This window comes from Piscinibacter gummiphilus, assembly GCF_032681285.1.
Lineage (GTDB): Bacteria > Pseudomonadota > Gammaproteobacteria > Burkholderiales > Burkholderiaceae_C > Rhizobacter > Rhizobacter gummiphilus_A.
This window is the reverse complement of record NZ_CP136336.1, coordinates 1,285,899-1,299,974: the sequence shown is the minus strand read 5'-3', so window position 1 is coordinate 1,299,974 and position 14,076 is coordinate 1,285,899. Positions and strand designations below refer to the sequence as shown.

The following is a 14,076-nucleotide window of genomic DNA, read 5'->3' as shown; positions in this document are numbered from 1 at the left end:
GGATGAACCCAAGGAGACTGACCAGACTCCGCACGTGGTCCTCGACATCATCCCATGTCAGTTTGAGGGCTGGACGGGGTTGGATTTTCGTGGTTTCTGAAGGAGCTTGAAGCAGTCCAACCCCGGTAGTCTTCGCGTACAGCCAGTGTCTCTGAGTTGAGCGCGGGCGTAGTGCACAGGGTGTAGCAGGCCGTTCCCCTTCACTCGGGATAAAGCCGCTCGCCCAACGTAGTGCCGGCCTTGCGCAGGGCGGCCAGGAAGGCCTCGCGGAACTCGGCGAAGCTCATGCGCTCGGCGCGCACCGCGATGCTCATGGCACCCACCAGCGAGCCGCTGCGGTCGTGCACCGGCACGGCCATGGAGCGCACGCCCAGTTCCAGCTCGCCGTCGCTGCCGGCGAAGCCCTGCTCGCGGCAGCGCGCGATCAGCTCCAGCACGGGGCGCACCTCGTACACCGTGCGCGGCGTCAGCGGCTGGCGCGGCATGGCGCGCACGCGGCGCTCGGCCTCGCCCGGCGGCAGGCTGGCCAGCAGCACGCGGCCGATGGCCGAGCAGTAGGCCGGCAGGCGCGAGCCGATGCCCAGCCCGATGCTCAGGCTGCGCCGCGCCGTGGAGCGAGCGATGATGATCGCGTCGTCGTCCAGCAGCTTGCCCAGCGAGGCCGACTCGCGGGTGCGCTCCGACAGCGCATCCAGCAGCGGCTGCGCCAGCGTGGGCGTCGCGCGCGAGGCGAGGTAGGCGTGCGCGATCAGCAGCGCCTTGGGCAGCATCCAGAAGCGCTTGCCGTCGCTGTCGAGGTAGCCAAGAGCCTGCAGCGTGAGCAGCGAGCGCCGCGCCGAGGCCGGCGTGCTGCCGGTCAGGCGCGCCGCCTCCGAGACTGTCAGTCGCGCGTGCTGCCGGCCGAAGCAGCTCAGCACCTGCAGACCCTTGTCGAGCGAAGTCACGAAGTTTTTGTCTGTCATCGCGTCTTGACCTGCTTCCAGGACCCGATCGTCAAGTACGCAGCATGAAAACTTCACCTTGCCGGAGCAATCGTGCAAGGCGCCACGCTACGTGGCCCCTTTCAGGGCGGCGCCGCGCAGGCGAAGTTCGCTTCGGTGTTGATGTCTCCACTACCCTTGTAGCGGGCGATTTGGGGATACGGGCAAAGTGGCCGCGTGCGTGCCGCCACCCCGAAGTACCCTGGCGTGCCCGACCAGGCGGAGATCTGATCCGGCGCCTCGCCGCGCTCGACCCAGGCGACCAAGGGCGTCAGCATGTCGAACCGGTCGGTCCCGGGACCGCCGCTGCAATGATTCATACCCGGCACCAGAAAAAGGCGCGCGAATCCAGCAGCACCTGGCATCGCTGCGCCAAGTCTCTCGTAATAGTCGGCCGTGTCCAGGGCTGAGAACGCGGCGTCGGACATGCCGTGGTACAGGATCATCTTGCCGCCGCGATCGCGGAAGGCAGCAAGGTCAGTAGAAGTTGCACCGTGCCAGTCCATGCTGGATTGGGTGAACTGTCCGCTGGTCGCCCAAATCTTCAACGGATCGATGTCGAAATCGAATTTCATCATCCGCGCGGCAACCTGCGTCAAGGGCATCGGTTCGGGCGGTGTGGCGAAATCGACCAGCCAGGAGCGCGCCGAGAAGCCGCTCACGCGCTGGGCGTTGTTGGCACTGCTGTTGAAGCTACCGAGCCACCACGAGCGCCACCCCTGGTTATAGGTCGTGCCACTCAGTCCGCTCATGCCAGCGTCCCAAGCCCATCTGTTGTACAACGGCGTTCCCGCCGAATTCACGGGCCCCGCCATCGCGCGCTTGATCGCAGTGACCTGGACGGGGCTCAGGCAATCCGCAGTCTTGGCGCCAACGCACTGGAGCGCCTGGCCGTTTGCAGGATTGGCTGCCGTGGCGGGGTCAAAGGCTGCCTGGCATGCCCGGTAATTGTCAACGATGCCATCCGCAAGGCCGTCGAGGGCGTCACATGTGCCCAGGATTGCCTGTGAAAGAAGGTGCAGGTCGGCGTCAGAGAAAGACTTATTGATAAGCGGCACGCCTTGTGCATCCAAGCCGACAGCGGCGGGCGCAAGGGACTGTGTGGTCCACGCACCGCTGATCCCGGCCTTCGGCAACTGGTAGCCTGGTGCACCGGCAACGATGCCGTCGTAGTGGGAAGGGAAGCGCTGCGAGAGCATCATGCCCTCGCGGCCGCCCTCCGAACAGCCGATGAAATAGGACTTGTCGGCAGCGCGTCCGTAGAACCTGGCCACCGCGGCCTTGCCTGCCTGCGTGACCTGATCGTACGAGTTGTAGCCCATGTCGAGACGGGCCTGCGGATCCAATCCGAAGGCAACGGTGCCGAGCGCGTCGGGATTGTCGTTCACTGCGTTGTCGTGACCTCCATCCGTTGCGATGGTGGCGAAATTGCGAGACAGCGCGCTTGCGATCTGTCCCCCACCAATGCTGCCGGTAGCCGCGGACAGCGAGCCGTTGGTTCCGCCGCCGCCTTCCATGAAGAAACGACCGTTCCATTCTGCGGGCATCCGGAGGCGGAATTTGATTTCGTAGGGATAGCCGTCGATCCCGGTGCGCTTCGCGATGGTGCCGGACACCTCGCAGTGTTCGGGCAGCGCCGCCGCAGATGCGGTGGCGGGCGCGGCGTCACGCCAGGCAGCGACTTCCACGACCGTCGCGGCATTTGGCCACACCATGTCGCCATTTCCGTCCTTCAGAGCCTCGCATGCGGCGCGCGAAGCCAAGGGCACCGGGGGCGGCGGAGGCTCCTGCTGCGGCGGCTGCTGCTGCGGCAGCGGCGTGGATCCGCCGCTACCGCACGCGGCTAGGGCCACCGACGCCAGCAGCATCGTGATGACTGTTGTCTGCATCTTATGTCTCCTTCGACTGGTTCGCGGCATTGATTTGCAGCCGCGGGCGCGATGGTGTGACCGAAGGCTTGATGTAGCGTCAGGATATTTGCGCATCGCGAAAGAAACTTGGTCGTTCCAGGGTTTCCCCTACGACGCTTTGCATCGAAGTACCGAGATGCCCGCCGCAGCGGCTCCACTGCGCCCGGCCCGGGTGCGCACAATCCGCCGGCAAGCGGGTCGCCAGCGCATCGCGCGCACGACGCAGCGCCGGCAGCATGGTCGAACGGAATCCGCCATCGTCATACGGTCGGCCTGGACCGCGATGCTCATGGCGCCGACGGTATCGCCCGCACGGTCGAACACCGGGATGGCCATCGACCGCACGCCGAGTTCCAGTTCCTCATCGCTCTCCGACCAGCCCTGCTCGCGGCAGCGGGCCACCTCGGCCACGACGTCGTTGCTACGCCAGAGGGTGCGCGGTGTCAGTGCAGCGCGCTGCATCTGGTCGACACGTCTGCGTGCCTCCAGGGGCTCGAACGCGGCGAGCAACACCCCGCCGAGCGCCGAGCAATAGCTCGGAAGCCGCGATCCGATGGCCAGCCCCGTCGAAAGGCTGCGCCGGGCAATTGCGCGAGCGACGATCACCACATCGTCGCCCAGAAGCATGCCCAGGCTGGCCGACTCACGGGTGCGCTCGGAGAGAGCGACCAGCAGCGGCTGCGCAAGCTGCGGCATCGGGCGGGAACTGATAGGCGTGCGCGATCAGCAGCGCCTTGGGCAGCATCCAGAAGCGCTTGCCGTCGCTGTCGAGGTAGCCGAGCGCCTGCAGCGTGAGCAGCGAGCGCCGCGCCGAGGCCGGCGTGCTGCCGGTCAGGCGCGCCGCCTCCGAGACGGTGAGCCGCGCGTGCTGCCGGCCGAAGCAGCCCAGCACCTGCAGGCCCTTGTCGAGCGAGCTCACGAAGTTCTTGTCTGCCATCGCATCTTGATCCTGCGCATGCCGGGGTGTCCATTTTTGCGCATGCCGCACATCCGGCTTGTGGCGGAAGGCATGCGGCCCGGACACTGGATCACCCCCGATGAACGTCAGACACGGAGACACAACAGGATGACAACCGCCCTCGCGCGGCGCCTCGGCGCCGCCTGCCTGACCGCGGCCTGCCTGCTCGGCAGCGCCACGGCACAGACCCCGCAAGCCCTCAAGATCATCGTGCCCTACCCCGCCGGCGGCACGGCCGACATCCTGCCGCGCGTGGTGGCCGAGAAGCTGCGCGCGCAGTTCCCCGCCGGCGTGCTGATCGACAACCGCACCGGCGCCGGCGGCAACATCGGCGCCGAGGCGGTATTCCGCGCCGAACCCGACGGCAACACCCTGCTGGCCTCGCCGCCCGGGCCGATCGCCATCAACCACCACCTGTACCGGAAGATGGCCTTCGACCCGTCGAAGTGGGAGCCGGTCACGGTGCTGGCGACGGTGCCCAACGTGCTGGTGGTCAACCCGCGGCTGCCGGTGAAGACCGTGCAGGAGTTCATCGCCTACGCCAAGGCCAACCCGGGCAAGGTGACCTACGGCTCGCAGGGCAACGGCACCACCTCGCACCTGACGGCCAGCCTGTTCATGCAGCTCACGGGCACGGAGATGGTCCACGTCCCCTACAAGGGCACGGCGCCGGCGCTGGTGGACCTGGTGGGCGGGCAGATCGACGTGTTCTTCGACAACATCAGCTCGTCGCTGCCCTTCCACCAGGCGGGCAAGCTGCGCATCCTGGGCGTGGCCGACGAGCAGCGCTCCGCAGCACTGCCCGAGGTGCCCACCTTCGCCGAGCAGGGGCTGCCGTCGATGAACGCCGTGACCTGGTTCGCGGTGGTGGCGCCGCCGGGCACCCCCGCGGCCAAGGTGGCCGCGCTCCAGAAGAGCTTTGCCGGCGCACTGACCCAGCCCGAGGTGCGGCAGAAGTTCGCCGAGCAGGGCGCCGAGCCGCGCGGCTGGGACCCGGCCCGCACCGGCCAGTTCATCCGCGCCGAGTCCGCCAAGTGGGACCGGGTCATCCGCAGCGCCAACGTCCGCCTCGACTGAGCAACCCATGCAAGACACGTCCACCCTTCAACCCGTCCGCTGGTCCGGCCCCGGGCTCACGCGCATCCCCTACGGCGTCTACCGCGACGCGCAGCTCGCCGCCGAGGAGCAGGCGCGCATCTTCCAGGGCGAGACCTGGAACTACCTGTGCCTGGAGGCCGAGCTGCCCGAGGCCGGCAGCTACCGCACCACCTTCGTCGGCGAGACGCCGGTGGTGGTGGTGCGCGACGCGGACGGCGAGGTCTACGCCTTCGAGAACCGCTGCGCCCACCGCGGCGCGCTGATCGCGCTGGAGAAGTCGGGCCGCGCCGAGAACTTCCAGTGCGTCTACCACGCCTGGAGCTACAACCGGCAGGGCGACCTGACCGGCGTGGCCTTCGAGAAAGGCGTCAAGGGCCAGGGCGGCATGCCGCCCGGCTTCTGCAAGGAGGCGCACGGCCCGCGCAAGCTGCGCGTGGCGGCCTTCTGCGGGCTGGTTTTCGGCAGCTTCAGCGACGAGGTGCCCGGCATCGAGGAGTACCTGGGCGAGGAGATCTGCGAACGCATCGAGCGCGTGCTGCACAAGCCGGTGGAGGTGATCGGGCGCTTCACGCAGGCGCTGCCCAACAACTGGAAGCTGTACGTGGAGAACGTGCGCGACAGCTACCACGCGAGCCTGCTGCACCTGTTCTTCACCACCTTCGAGCTCAATCGCCTGTCGCAAAAGGGCGGCGTCATCGTCGACGAGAGCGGCGGCAACCATGTGAGCTACTCCATGATCGACGCGCAGGCGGAGAAGGACGCCTCGTACCGCGACCAGGGCCTGCGCTCGGACGATGCGAACTACCGCCTGAAGGACCCTAGCCTGCTGGCCGGCTTCCAGGAATACGGGGACGGCGTGACGCTGCAGATCCTCTCGGTCTTCCCCGGCTTCGTGCTGCAGCAGATCCAAAACTGCCTGGCGGTGCGCCAGGTGCTGCCCAGGGGCGTGGAGCGCACCGAGCTGAACTGGACCTACCTCGGCTACGCCGACGACACGCCCGAGCAGCGCCGCGTGCGGCTCAAGCAGTCCAACCTGATCGGGCCGGCCGGCTTCATCTCGATGGAGGACGGCGCCGTCGGCGGCTTCGTGCAGCGCGGCATCGCCGGCGCGGGCACGCTGGAGGCGGTGGTGGAGATGGGCGGCGACGGCACCGCGTCGAGCGAGGGCCGCGCCACCGAGGCCTCGGTGCGCGGCTTCTGGAAGGCCTACCGGCAGCACATGGGCGCCTGAGCGCGCCTGCCCATCGAGAGAGCACACCATGATCGACCTGCTGGCGCTGTGCGCCTTCAACGCGGCCTATGCCGAAACCATCGACAGCGATGCGCTGGAGCGGTGGGCCGATTTCTTCACCGACGACTGCCACTACCGCATCACGCACACGGAGAATGAGCGCGAGGGCCTGCCGGCCGGCATCGTCTACGCCGATTCGCGCGCCATGCTGGAGGACCGCATCGCCGCGCTGCGCGAGGCCAACATCTACGAGCGCCAGCGCTACCGCCATCTGCTGGGCATCCCGGTGCTGGGCGCGCAGGACGACACGGGCGCCGAGGCTCGCACGCCCTTCATGGTGGCGCGCATCATGGCGACCGGAGAGACCCACCTGTTCGCCAGCGGCGTCTACCGCGATCGCGTGGTGCGGCAGGATGGCCGGCTGCGCCTGCGCTCGCGCGTCGCGGTGTGCGACAGCACGGTGACGGACACGCTGCTGGCCCTGCCGCTGTGAACGCCATGGCTGCGACCGTCGCGCCGCCCCGGCTGGCGCTGGCCGTGGGCGACCCCAACGGCATCGGGCCGGAGATCGCCCTCAAGGCCCTGGCGGCGCTGCCGTCCGATGCACGCGAGCGCATCACGCTGTACGGCCCCGCGGCCGTGCTGGAGCGCATGGCATCGCAGCTCGGGCTGGAGGCGCTACTGCGCGGGCAGCCCGCGGTGGACGCCGGCACGCTGCCCGCGCAGGCAGCCCGGCCCGGCCGCATCGACCCGGCGGCGGGCGCCTCGGCCGTCGCCTCAGCCAGCGCCGCCATCGAGGCCTGCCGGCGCGGCGAGGCCGACGCCGTGGTCGCCTGCCCGCACCACGAGACGGCGATCCATCAGGCCGGCATCGCCTTCAGCGGCTACCCCTCGCTGGTCGCGCGCGTGTGCGGCCAGCCGGAGGACAGCGTGTTCCTGATGCTCGTCGGCGGCGGCCTGCGCATCGTGCACGCCACGCTGCACGAGAGCGTGGCGCATGCGCTGGGCCGCCTGCGGCCCGCGCTGGTCGCGGCGGCGGCGCGCGCAGGCGTGCGGGCCTGCGCGCGGCTGGGCGTCGCCGATCCGCGCATCGGCGTCTTCGGCATCAACCCGCACGCCTCGGAAGGCGGGCTGTTCGGCCCCGAGGACGCGCAGCACGTCGAGCCGGCCGTGCAGGCGCTGCGCGCCGAGGGCCTGCGCGTGGACGGCCCGCTGGGCGCCGACCTGCTGCTGGCGCAGCGGCGGCACGACCTGTACGTCGCGATGCTGCACGACCAGGGCCACATCCCCGTCAAGCTGCTGGCGCCGAACGCGGCCAGCGCGCTGTCCATCGGCGCGCAGGCGCTGCTGTCCAGCGTCGGCCACGGCAGCGCGATGGACATCGCCGGCCTCGGCATCGCGGACCCCGGCGCTGTGCTGCGCACCATCGCGCTGCTGACGAGCGCCGGCGTGGAGGAAGGAACGGCATGAACCATCGCATCACCATCGAGGGCAGCGACGCCGCTTTCGACTGCGGCCCGGCGCAGAGCGTGCTCGACGCCGCGCTGCGCGCCGGCATCGAGCTGCCCTACTCCTGCCGCAAGGGCGTGTGCGGCAACTGCGCCGGCGCGGTGGCCGGGGGCGAGGTCGCCAACCTGGGCGGCCCGCTGCGCAACGAGAGCTGCGGGCCCGATCAAGTGCTCTTGTGCATGTGCGCGCCGCGCAGCGACCTGCGCATCCGCCCCGCCGCCTGGCACCGCGTCGACCCGGCCGCCCGCAAGCGCTTCACGGCGAAGGTGTTCCGCAACCAGCTGGCGGCGCCCGACGTCTCGGTGTTGCAGCTGCGCCTGCCGGCCGGGCAGCGGGCCCGCTTCCAGGCCGGCCAGTACCTGCAACTCGCGCTGCCCGACGGCAGCACCCGCTGCTATTCGATGGCGAACCCGCCGCACGAGAACGACACGCTGACCCTGCACGTGCGCCACGTGGCCGACGGCGCCTTCAGCGCGCGCGTGCCCAGCCTGGCGCCGGGCGACGCGATCGAGGTCGAGCTGCCCTTCGGCGCCGTCACGCTGGAGGCGGACGCGGACCGGCCGATCGTCTTCGTCGTGGGTGGCACCGGCTTCGCGCCAGCCAAATCCATCCTGGACGACATGGCGCGCCGGCGCGTGGCGCGGCCGATCACGCTGATCTGGGGCGCCCGCCGTGCCGAGGGCATCTACCTGCGCCCGGCGGTCGCGAAGTGGCAGCGCCAGTGGCCGCAGGACTTCCGCTTCATCGAGGCGCTCAGCGGAGAGACGCGCGAGGGCGCCTTCGCCGGCCGGGTCGATGCGGCGCTACGCGCGCACTGCCCCGACCTGTCGGGGCACGAGCTGTACTGCTGCGGCTCGCCGGCGATGGTGCAGTCGGTGCGCGAGGCGGCGGTGCAGGCGCTGGGCCTGCCGGCCGCGCGCTTCCATGCCGACGTGTTCGTCAGCGGGCCTGCGGCGGGCACCGTGCCGGCCTGAAGGTGGCCGGCTCCATAGAGAGATGCCGCAGGAGCGTTTCATGGTGTCTTCGGTCTCATTCGGCTACGAGGACAAATGGCATACAGCGAATTCCTTCAAGAAGGCTTGAGCCCTTTTTGCAATATGTGAATCGATTCCTGGCGTACTAGTCCATTCGACTCGCGGCATCGATGATTGAGTTAAGACATCTGCGCTACTTCATCGCGGTCGCGGAGGAGCTGAATTTCCGCCGTGCTGCCGAACGCGTGCACGTCGACCAGACGCCTCTGTCGCGCACCGTGCGCGATCTGGAGGAGCAACTGGGTGTCACGCTCCTCGTCCGCGCGCCACGCAGGCTGAAACTGACCCCCGCCGGATCTAAGCTGCTCGAGCATGCCCGCATGCTCTTTACGCGGTTCGAGCGCATCAAACGGGTGGTCTGCGAAACCGACGCCCGCTACCGCGCACCGCTTCGCGTCGGCGTGGCGGACGGCATGGCCCAGCCCAGGCTCTCCGATTGCTTTCTCGGCTGGCGCGCACTGGCGCCCGACATCCCGCTGGAGATCACCGAGATGCCTGCGTCCGAGCTGTTGGCCGCGCTGCGGCGCGAGGAGGTCGATGTCGGCTTCTCCTTCGGCATTGCGGAAGATGACGCCATTGCCCAGGAGATGGTCTGGGACTACCCCTTGGTGGCGTTGGTTCCACCCGACCACGAACTGGCCACCCGCGAGGTCGTGCAGATCTCCGAACTCCTGGCCTTCCCCATGATCGCCTGCCGCCTCGACCGTCTGCCAGGGCTGCGTCAGCAGATGGACGCTGTGCGTCGACACTACGCTGCTAGGCCCGTTATCGCAGCCGAAGCCCGGACCCTGGTGGGCTACGTCATCCGCGTGGCTGCGGGCCTGGGTGTCGGCGTGGCCGATGCCGGCCACATGACGACTCTGCGTCGCGCCGATGTCGTCGTCGTGCCGTTGGCTGAAGACATATGCATCAAGACCTACGTGCTGCACAAACACCGGCACCCCGCCCTGCCGGAGGTGCTCCAGCGATTCCTCGCGTACGCCCGAACCTTGCATCAGCCGTAACAGCACATCGCCGTGGCGCGATGTCGGCTCGCGTCAGAAGCCTTGGACGCGATGCGCGTCGGCTGGCATGCTGACCGCCGTCTGACTTGGCCGCGCTCCCACGCGCACCGCCTCCACGAGAAGAAGCAAAACAGCGACGCGCCCGCCGGCGTACGCCAGGCCACGCCCCGACGGGTGTGCCTCGCGGGCGCCTGATTTCAGACTCGTGCCTGCGTGTCGTGGTGGCACGCGCATTGGAAATCACGTGCCTCGGGAGGTGGCCTCATGCCGACATCAGCGACCGGCATCCTGTTCGGACAGATCATCGTGGTGCTGTGCGTGCCGCTGGGCGGCACGTGGGCTGCCACGCAGTGGACGGCGCGGGCCTTGGGCTACCAGGCCGGACTCGGGCCAGCCTGGTTCCATGTGCTCGGAATGCCGGCCTACGAGCCATGGAAGTTGTTCGAATGGTGGTACCTCTATGGCGCCTATGCGCCCCGCGTTTTCGAGCGTGGCGGGATCGCGGCCGCTTCGAGCGGGCTGGCCGCCACCGCCGCGGCCATCGCCATGGCGGTGTGGCGGGCACGGCTCGCCGGGCGGGTCACCACCTACGGCTCGGCCTGCTGGGCCGAAGCCGAAGAGGTGGAGAAGGCCGGCCTGGCCGGCGATGCCGGGGTCTTCCTGGGCCGCATCGAAGGCGTGGGCCGAAAGCTGCGCCGCGGGCTGTGCACGTACCTGCGCCATGACGGCCCCGAGCACGTGTTGGCCTTCGCGCCCACGCGTTCGGGCAAGGGCGTCGGGCTGGTGGTGCCCACGCTGCTCACCTGGCCCGGCTCGGCCGTGATCCACGACATCAAGGGCGAGAACTGGCATCTCACGGCCGGCTGGCGCAGCCGCTTCAGCCACTGCCTGCTGTTCAACCCGACCGATCCGCGCTCGGCCGCCTACAACCCGCTGCTGGAAGTTCGCCGCAGCGTGCACGAGGTGCGCGACGTGCAGAACATCGCGGACATCCTGGTGGATCCGGAAGGCGCGCTGGAGCGGCGCAACCACTGGGAGAAGACCAGCCACGCACTGCTGGTGGGTGCCATCCTGCACGTGCTGTACGCGGGCGAGGACAAGACGCTGCGCGGCGTCGCCAATTTCCTGTCGGACCCGGCCTGCCCCTTCGAGGTGACGCTGCACCGGATGATGACCACGCCGCACCTGGGCGATGGTCCACATCCGGTGGTGGCATCGGCCGCACGCGAAGTGCTCAACAAGAGCGAGAACGAGCGCTCGGGCGTGCTGTCCACGGCCATGTCCTTCCTCGGCCTGTATCGCGACCCGACGGTGGCTGAGGTGACCTCGCGCTGCGACTGGCGCATCGCGGACCTCATCTCCGCCGAACACCCGGTATCGCTGTACTTGGTGGTGCCGCCCTCGGACATCAGCCGCACGAAGCCGCTGATCCGCCTGATCCTCAACCAGGTCGGCCGGCGCCTGACCGAGTCGCTCGATGGTTCGGACGGCATCGCGCGGCGCCAAAAGCTGCTCTTGATGCTCGACGAGTTTCCGGCCCTGGGCCGGCTGGACTTCTTCGAGTCGGCGCTGGCCTTCATGGCGGGCTACGGCCTGCGGGCCTTCCTGATCGCGCAGAGCCTGAACCAGATCGACAAGGCGTACGGCCCGAACCATTCGATCCTGGACAACTGCCACGTGCGCGTCGCCTTCGCCACCAACGACGAGCGCACGGCCAAGCGCATCTCCGATTCGCTGGGCACGGCCACCGAACTGCGCGCCCAGCGCAACTACGCCGGCCACCGGCTCGCGCCGTGGCTGGGCCACCTGATGGTTTCGCGCCAGGAGACGGCCCGGCCGCTGCTCACGCCGGGCGAGGTGATGCAGTTGCCGCCGGACGAGGCGGTGGTGATGGTTTCCGGCCATCCGCCGATCCGCGCGAGGAAGCTGCGCTACTACCAGGACCGCAACTTCACGCGGCGGGTGCTGGCGCCGCCCGTGCTGGTCGCCGGCACCTATGCGGACAAGCCCGCCGGCCGGACCGACGACTGGAGCGGCCTCGCGACTCCTCCGCCTCCGCAAGTCGCTGGCGGCAGCGATGCAGGCGGCTTCGCGGACGAGGGTGGCCATCAGCTCAGGCCGGAGCTGGAAGATGTCCGTGAACTGGTCCAAGAGCCGGAGGCGGGCGACCTGATCCTGCTGGACGACGAGCGCGACGAGGGGGATGCACCGCCGCTGCCACACGAGCTGGACCGCCAACTGGATCGCGGCCAGGTGCGCGCCGCACGGCTGGCCGCGCTGGACCCGGATGACGGGATCGCCCTATGACCCGGGCGCGCCTGAACATCTTCATCGAGCCCGAGCATGCAAGGCGGCTGGAGGACGTGGCCGTGCACCGGGGCGTGTCGAAGTCCTCGGTGATCGCGGCGGCGCTGTCTTCCTTCCTCTCGCCCGATGCCATGGACCAGCGCGAGGCGGCGATGGGCAGGCGCCTGGACCGCCTGTCGCGCCAGTTCGACCGGCTCGAGCGCGACCAGGGCATCCTGATCGAGACCGTGGCCCTGTTCGTGCGGCACTACCTGACACTCGCCCTGCCGGTGCCCGAGCAGCAGCAGGAGGCCGTGCGCGCCCAGGGCCGTGCGCGCTACGCGCAGTTCATCGAGCAGTTGGCCCGGCACATCCAGCGCGGGCGCAGCCTGGTGCGGGAAGTCCACGAGGAGGTCGGCCCGGTGGACGCCTCGGAGGATGCAGGATGACGCGCCCCGAGGATGTGCCCGACCGCGAGCCCGCCCGGCGCCGCATCCGCATGCTGCGCACGGCGATGGGGCCGGAGATCGCCGCCGCGCTGGAGGACCCGGACGTGGTCGAGGTGCTGCTGAACCCGGACGGGTCGCTCTGGGTGGACCGGCTGCAAAGCGGCCGCGTGCCCACGGGCCACAGGATGCCGCCGCCCGTGGCCGAACGCATCATCCGCGTCGTCGCCGCACACGTGCACGCCGAGGTGCATCCGGGCGCGCCGCTGCTGTCGGCGGAACTGCCCGAGACCGGCGAGCGCTTCATGGGGGCGATGCCGCCCATCGTGCGCGCGCCCTCGTTCGCCATTCGCAAGCGGGCGCTGCGCATCATGACCCTGGCGGACTACGTGGCCGACGGGATCATGGCTGAGGCCCAGGCCGCCTTCCTGCGCCAAGCCGTGCGCGAGCGCCTGAACATCGTGGTGGCCGGCGGCACCAGCACCGGCAAGACCACTCTCGCCAATGCACTGCTGGACGAGATCGCGGGCACGGGCGATCGCGTGCTGATCCTCGAGGACACGGTGGAGCTGCAGTGCCGCAGCGACGACCACGTGGCCATGCGCACCGAGCCGGGGGTCAGTTCCATGGCCGACCTGGTGCGTGCCACGCTGCGGCTGCGGCCGGATCGCATCGTGGTGGGCGAGGTGCGCGGCGCGGAATCCCTGGACCTGCTCAAGGCCTGGGGCACGGGCCATCCGGGCGGCATCGCCACCGTGCATGCGGGCTCGGCCCAGGGCGCGCTCGTGCGCCTCGAACAGCTCGTGCAGGAGGTCAGCGTCACCGTGCCGCGGGCGCTGATCGCCGAGGCGGTGAACGTCATCGTCTTCATCGCCGGCCGGGGCCATGCCCGCCGGGTGCGCGAGATCGTGCGCGTGGCCGGCCACGACAGCCAGGGCTACCGGCTCGAGGCATCGATCGGGCCGGCGTCTCCCTCGATGCCTGAACCGTCTTCCTCTGAAGGAAACCCGACATGACGACTTTCCGTAAATCCGTTCAGCCGGCGGCCCTGGTGGGCGCCCTGCTGCTCGCGATGACCGCACCCGCGCACGCCGCCGGCTCCAGCATGCCCTGGGAGGCGCCGCTGCAGTCCATCCTGGACTCGATCCAGGGGCCGGTCGCCAAGATCATCGCGGTGATCATCATCATCGCCACGGGCCTGACGCTCGCCTTCGGCGATACCTCCGGGGGTTTCCGGCGCCTGATCCAGATCGTGTTCGGCCTCTCGATCGCGTTCGCCGCCTCGAGCTTCTTCCTGTCCTTCTTCTCGTTCTCGGGCGGGGCGGTGCTGGTATGACCGCGCTCGCTGTCGTGCCGGGGTTCGAGATCCCACTGCACCGGTCCCTGGCCGAGCCCATCCTGCTGGGCGGTGCGCCGCGCACGGTGGCGATCGCCAACGGCACGCTGGCCGCGGCCGTGGGGCTGGGCCTGCAGCTGTGGGTCCCGGGCGTGGTGCTCTGGGTCGCCGGCCACGCGCTGGCGGTCTGGGGTGCGCGCATGGATGCGCAGTTCATGCAGGTCTTCGCGCGGCACATCAAGCATCGCGCGCTGCTGGACATCTGAGGCGGGGGAGACGCCGAT

At 69.5% G+C, this 14,076-nt stretch carries 15 protein-coding genes; 11 read left to right on the top strand and 4 right to left on the bottom strand.

All coding sequences use genetic code 11. From position 1 onward, the window contains the following. Positions 1-200: 200 nt before the first annotated feature. The 4 genes from RXV79_RS06285 to RXV79_RS06270 all read right to left on the bottom strand — a co-directional run bounded on the left by RXV79_RS06285 (position 201) and on the right by RXV79_RS06270 (position 3,827). The gene (locus RXV79_RS06285; RefSeq protein WP_277849201.1) at positions 201-962 is read right to left on the bottom strand and encodes an IclR family transcriptional regulator domain-containing protein; all 762 of its coding nucleotides are present in this window, start codon (positions 960-962) and stop codon (positions 201-203) included. Between the two features lie 101 nt (positions 963-1,063). After that, positions 1,064-2,869 carry a mono(2-hydroxyethyl) terephthalate hydrolase gene (locus RXV79_RS06280; protein ID WP_316702591.1) on the bottom strand — a complete coding sequence of 602 codons (1,806 nt, stop codon included), beginning with the start codon at positions 2,867-2,869 and terminating at the stop codon, positions 1,064-1,066. 129 nt (positions 2,870-2,998) lie between these two features. Continuing rightward, on the bottom strand, positions 2,999-3,586 hold the full coding sequence (locus tag RXV79_RS06275) for an IclR family transcriptional regulator domain-containing protein (protein ID WP_231638278.1): 588 nt from the start codon (positions 3,584-3,586) through the stop codon (positions 2,999-3,001). Continuing rightward, complete coding sequence (locus RXV79_RS06270; RefSeq protein ID WP_294371542.1) at positions 3,534-3,827, bottom strand: helix-turn-helix domain-containing protein; 294 nt, start codon at positions 3,825-3,827, stop codon at positions 3,534-3,536. Before RXV79_RS06270 ends, RXV79_RS06275 begins: the two co-directional genes overlap by 53 nt. 129 nt (positions 3,828-3,956) lie before the next feature. Here RXV79_RS06270 and RXV79_RS06265 point away from each other — a divergent pair, with 129 nt between their 5' ends. The 11 genes from RXV79_RS06265 (at position 3,957) to RXV79_RS06215 (ending at position 14,058) form a co-directional block, all read left to right on the top strand. Further along, positions 3,957-4,925: a Bug family tripartite tricarboxylate transporter substrate binding protein gene (locus RXV79_RS06265; protein WP_294371540.1), complete on the top strand. Its 969-nt coding sequence runs from the start codon at positions 3,957-3,959 to the stop codon at positions 4,923-4,925. Between the two features lie 7 nt (positions 4,926-4,932). Continuing rightward, entirely contained in the window at positions 4,933-6,177 is a 1,245-nt protein-coding gene (locus tag RXV79_RS06260) for an aromatic ring-hydroxylating dioxygenase subunit alpha (protein WP_294371537.1), read from the top strand. A 28-nt stretch (positions 6,178-6,205) separates the two neighbouring features. Continuing rightward, positions 6,206-6,670, top strand: coding sequence for an aromatic-ring-hydroxylating dioxygenase subunit beta (locus RXV79_RS06255; protein WP_137947718.1), 465 nt, complete (start codon positions 6,206-6,208; stop codon positions 6,668-6,670). A 5-nt stretch (positions 6,671-6,675) separates the two neighbouring features. Beyond that, positions 6,676-7,647, top strand: a complete 972-nt coding sequence (locus RXV79_RS06250) for a PdxA family dehydrogenase (protein WP_294371526.1) — start codon at positions 6,676-6,678, stop codon at positions 7,645-7,647. Next, complete coding sequence (locus RXV79_RS06245) at positions 7,644-8,660, top strand: 2Fe-2S iron-sulfur cluster-binding protein (protein WP_294371523.1); 1,017 nt, start codon at positions 7,644-7,646, stop codon at positions 8,658-8,660. The genes RXV79_RS06250 and RXV79_RS06245 overlap by 4 nt, the downstream gene beginning before the upstream one ends. A gap of 170 nt (positions 8,661-8,830) precedes the next feature. Next, a complete protein-coding gene (locus RXV79_RS06240; RefSeq protein ID WP_316702589.1) occupies positions 8,831-9,724 on the top strand; it encodes a LysR family transcriptional regulator in 894 nt (297 codons plus the stop codon). Positions 9,725-9,988: 264 nt separating this feature from the next. Beyond that, positions 9,989-12,031 carry a conjugal transfer protein TraG gene (locus tag RXV79_RS06235; RefSeq protein ID WP_294371517.1) on the top strand — a complete coding sequence of 681 codons (2,043 nt, stop codon included), beginning with the start codon at positions 9,989-9,991 and terminating at the stop codon, positions 12,029-12,031. Next, positions 12,028-12,459, top strand: a complete 432-nt coding sequence (locus RXV79_RS06230; protein ID WP_294371514.1) for a CopG family transcriptional regulator — start codon at positions 12,028-12,030, stop codon at positions 12,457-12,459. The genes RXV79_RS06235 and RXV79_RS06230 overlap by 4 nt, the downstream gene beginning before the upstream one ends. After that, positions 12,456-13,472 (top strand): P-type conjugative transfer ATPase TrbB, encoded by a 1,017-nt coding sequence (gene trbB / locus RXV79_RS06225; RefSeq protein WP_294371512.1) that lies wholly within the window; start codon positions 12,456-12,458, stop codon positions 13,470-13,472. The genes RXV79_RS06230 and trbB overlap by 4 nt, the downstream gene beginning before the upstream one ends. Then, positions 13,469-13,792, top strand: a complete 324-nt coding sequence (locus RXV79_RS06220; RefSeq protein WP_294371510.1) for a TrbC/VirB2 family type IV secretion system protein — start codon at positions 13,469-13,471, stop codon at positions 13,790-13,792. The genes trbB and RXV79_RS06220 overlap by 4 nt, the downstream gene beginning before the upstream one ends. Next, positions 13,789-14,058, top strand: coding sequence for a VirB3 family type IV secretion system protein (locus tag RXV79_RS06215; RefSeq protein ID WP_294371507.1), 270 nt, complete (start codon positions 13,789-13,791; stop codon positions 14,056-14,058). Before RXV79_RS06220 ends, RXV79_RS06215 begins: the two co-directional genes overlap by 4 nt. The last annotated feature ends 18 nt before the right edge of the window (positions 14,059-14,076 follow it).

Excerpts from the sequence above, each read along its gene's own strand:
- RXV79_RS06250 (WP_294371526.1), top strand. The coding sequence starts at position 6,676 with ATGGCTGCGACCGTCGCGCCGCCCCGGCTGGCGCTGGCCGTGGGCGAC.
- RXV79_RS06240 (WP_316702589.1), top strand. The coding sequence starts at position 8,831 with ATGATTGAGTTAAGACATCTGCGCTACTTCATCGCGGTCGCGGAGGAG.
- trbB (WP_294371512.1), top strand. The coding sequence starts at position 12,456 with ATGACGCGCCCCGAGGATGTGCCCGACCGCGAGCCCGCCCGGCGCCGC.
- RXV79_RS06235 (WP_294371517.1), top strand. The coding sequence starts at position 9,989 with ATGCCGACATCAGCGACCGGCATCCTGTTCGGACAGATCATCGTGGTG.
- RXV79_RS06215 (WP_294371507.1), top strand. The coding sequence starts at position 13,789 with ATGACCGCGCTCGCTGTCGTGCCGGGGTTCGAGATCCCACTGCACCGG.
- RXV79_RS06285 (WP_277849201.1), bottom strand. The coding sequence starts at position 962 with ATGACAGACAAAAACTTCGTGACTTCGCTCGACAAGGGTCTGCAGGTG.
- RXV79_RS06260 (WP_294371537.1), top strand. The coding sequence starts at position 4,933 with ATGCAAGACACGTCCACCCTTCAACCCGTCCGCTGGTCCGGCCCCGGG.
- RXV79_RS06220 (WP_294371510.1), top strand. The coding sequence starts at position 13,469 with ATGACGACTTTCCGTAAATCCGTTCAGCCGGCGGCCCTGGTGGGCGCC.
- RXV79_RS06245 (WP_294371523.1), top strand. The coding sequence starts at position 7,644 with ATGAACCATCGCATCACCATCGAGGGCAGCGACGCCGCTTTCGACTGC.
- RXV79_RS06230 (WP_294371514.1), top strand. The coding sequence starts at position 12,028 with ATGACCCGGGCGCGCCTGAACATCTTCATCGAGCCCGAGCATGCAAGG.
- RXV79_RS06255 (WP_137947718.1), top strand. The coding sequence starts at position 6,206 with ATGATCGACCTGCTGGCGCTGTGCGCCTTCAACGCGGCCTATGCCGAA.
- RXV79_RS06275 (WP_231638278.1), bottom strand. The coding sequence starts at position 3,586 with ATGCCGCAGCTTGCGCAGCCGCTGCTGGTCGCTCTCTCCGAGCGCACC.
- RXV79_RS06270 (WP_294371542.1), bottom strand. The coding sequence starts at position 3,827 with ATGGCAGACAAGAACTTCGTGAGCTCGCTCGACAAGGGCCTGCAGGTG.
- RXV79_RS06265 (WP_294371540.1), top strand. The coding sequence starts at position 3,957 with ATGACAACCGCCCTCGCGCGGCGCCTCGGCGCCGCCTGCCTGACCGCG.
- RXV79_RS06280 (WP_316702591.1), bottom strand. The coding sequence starts at position 2,869 with ATGCAGACAACAGTCATCACGATGCTGCTGGCGTCGGTGGCCCTAGCC.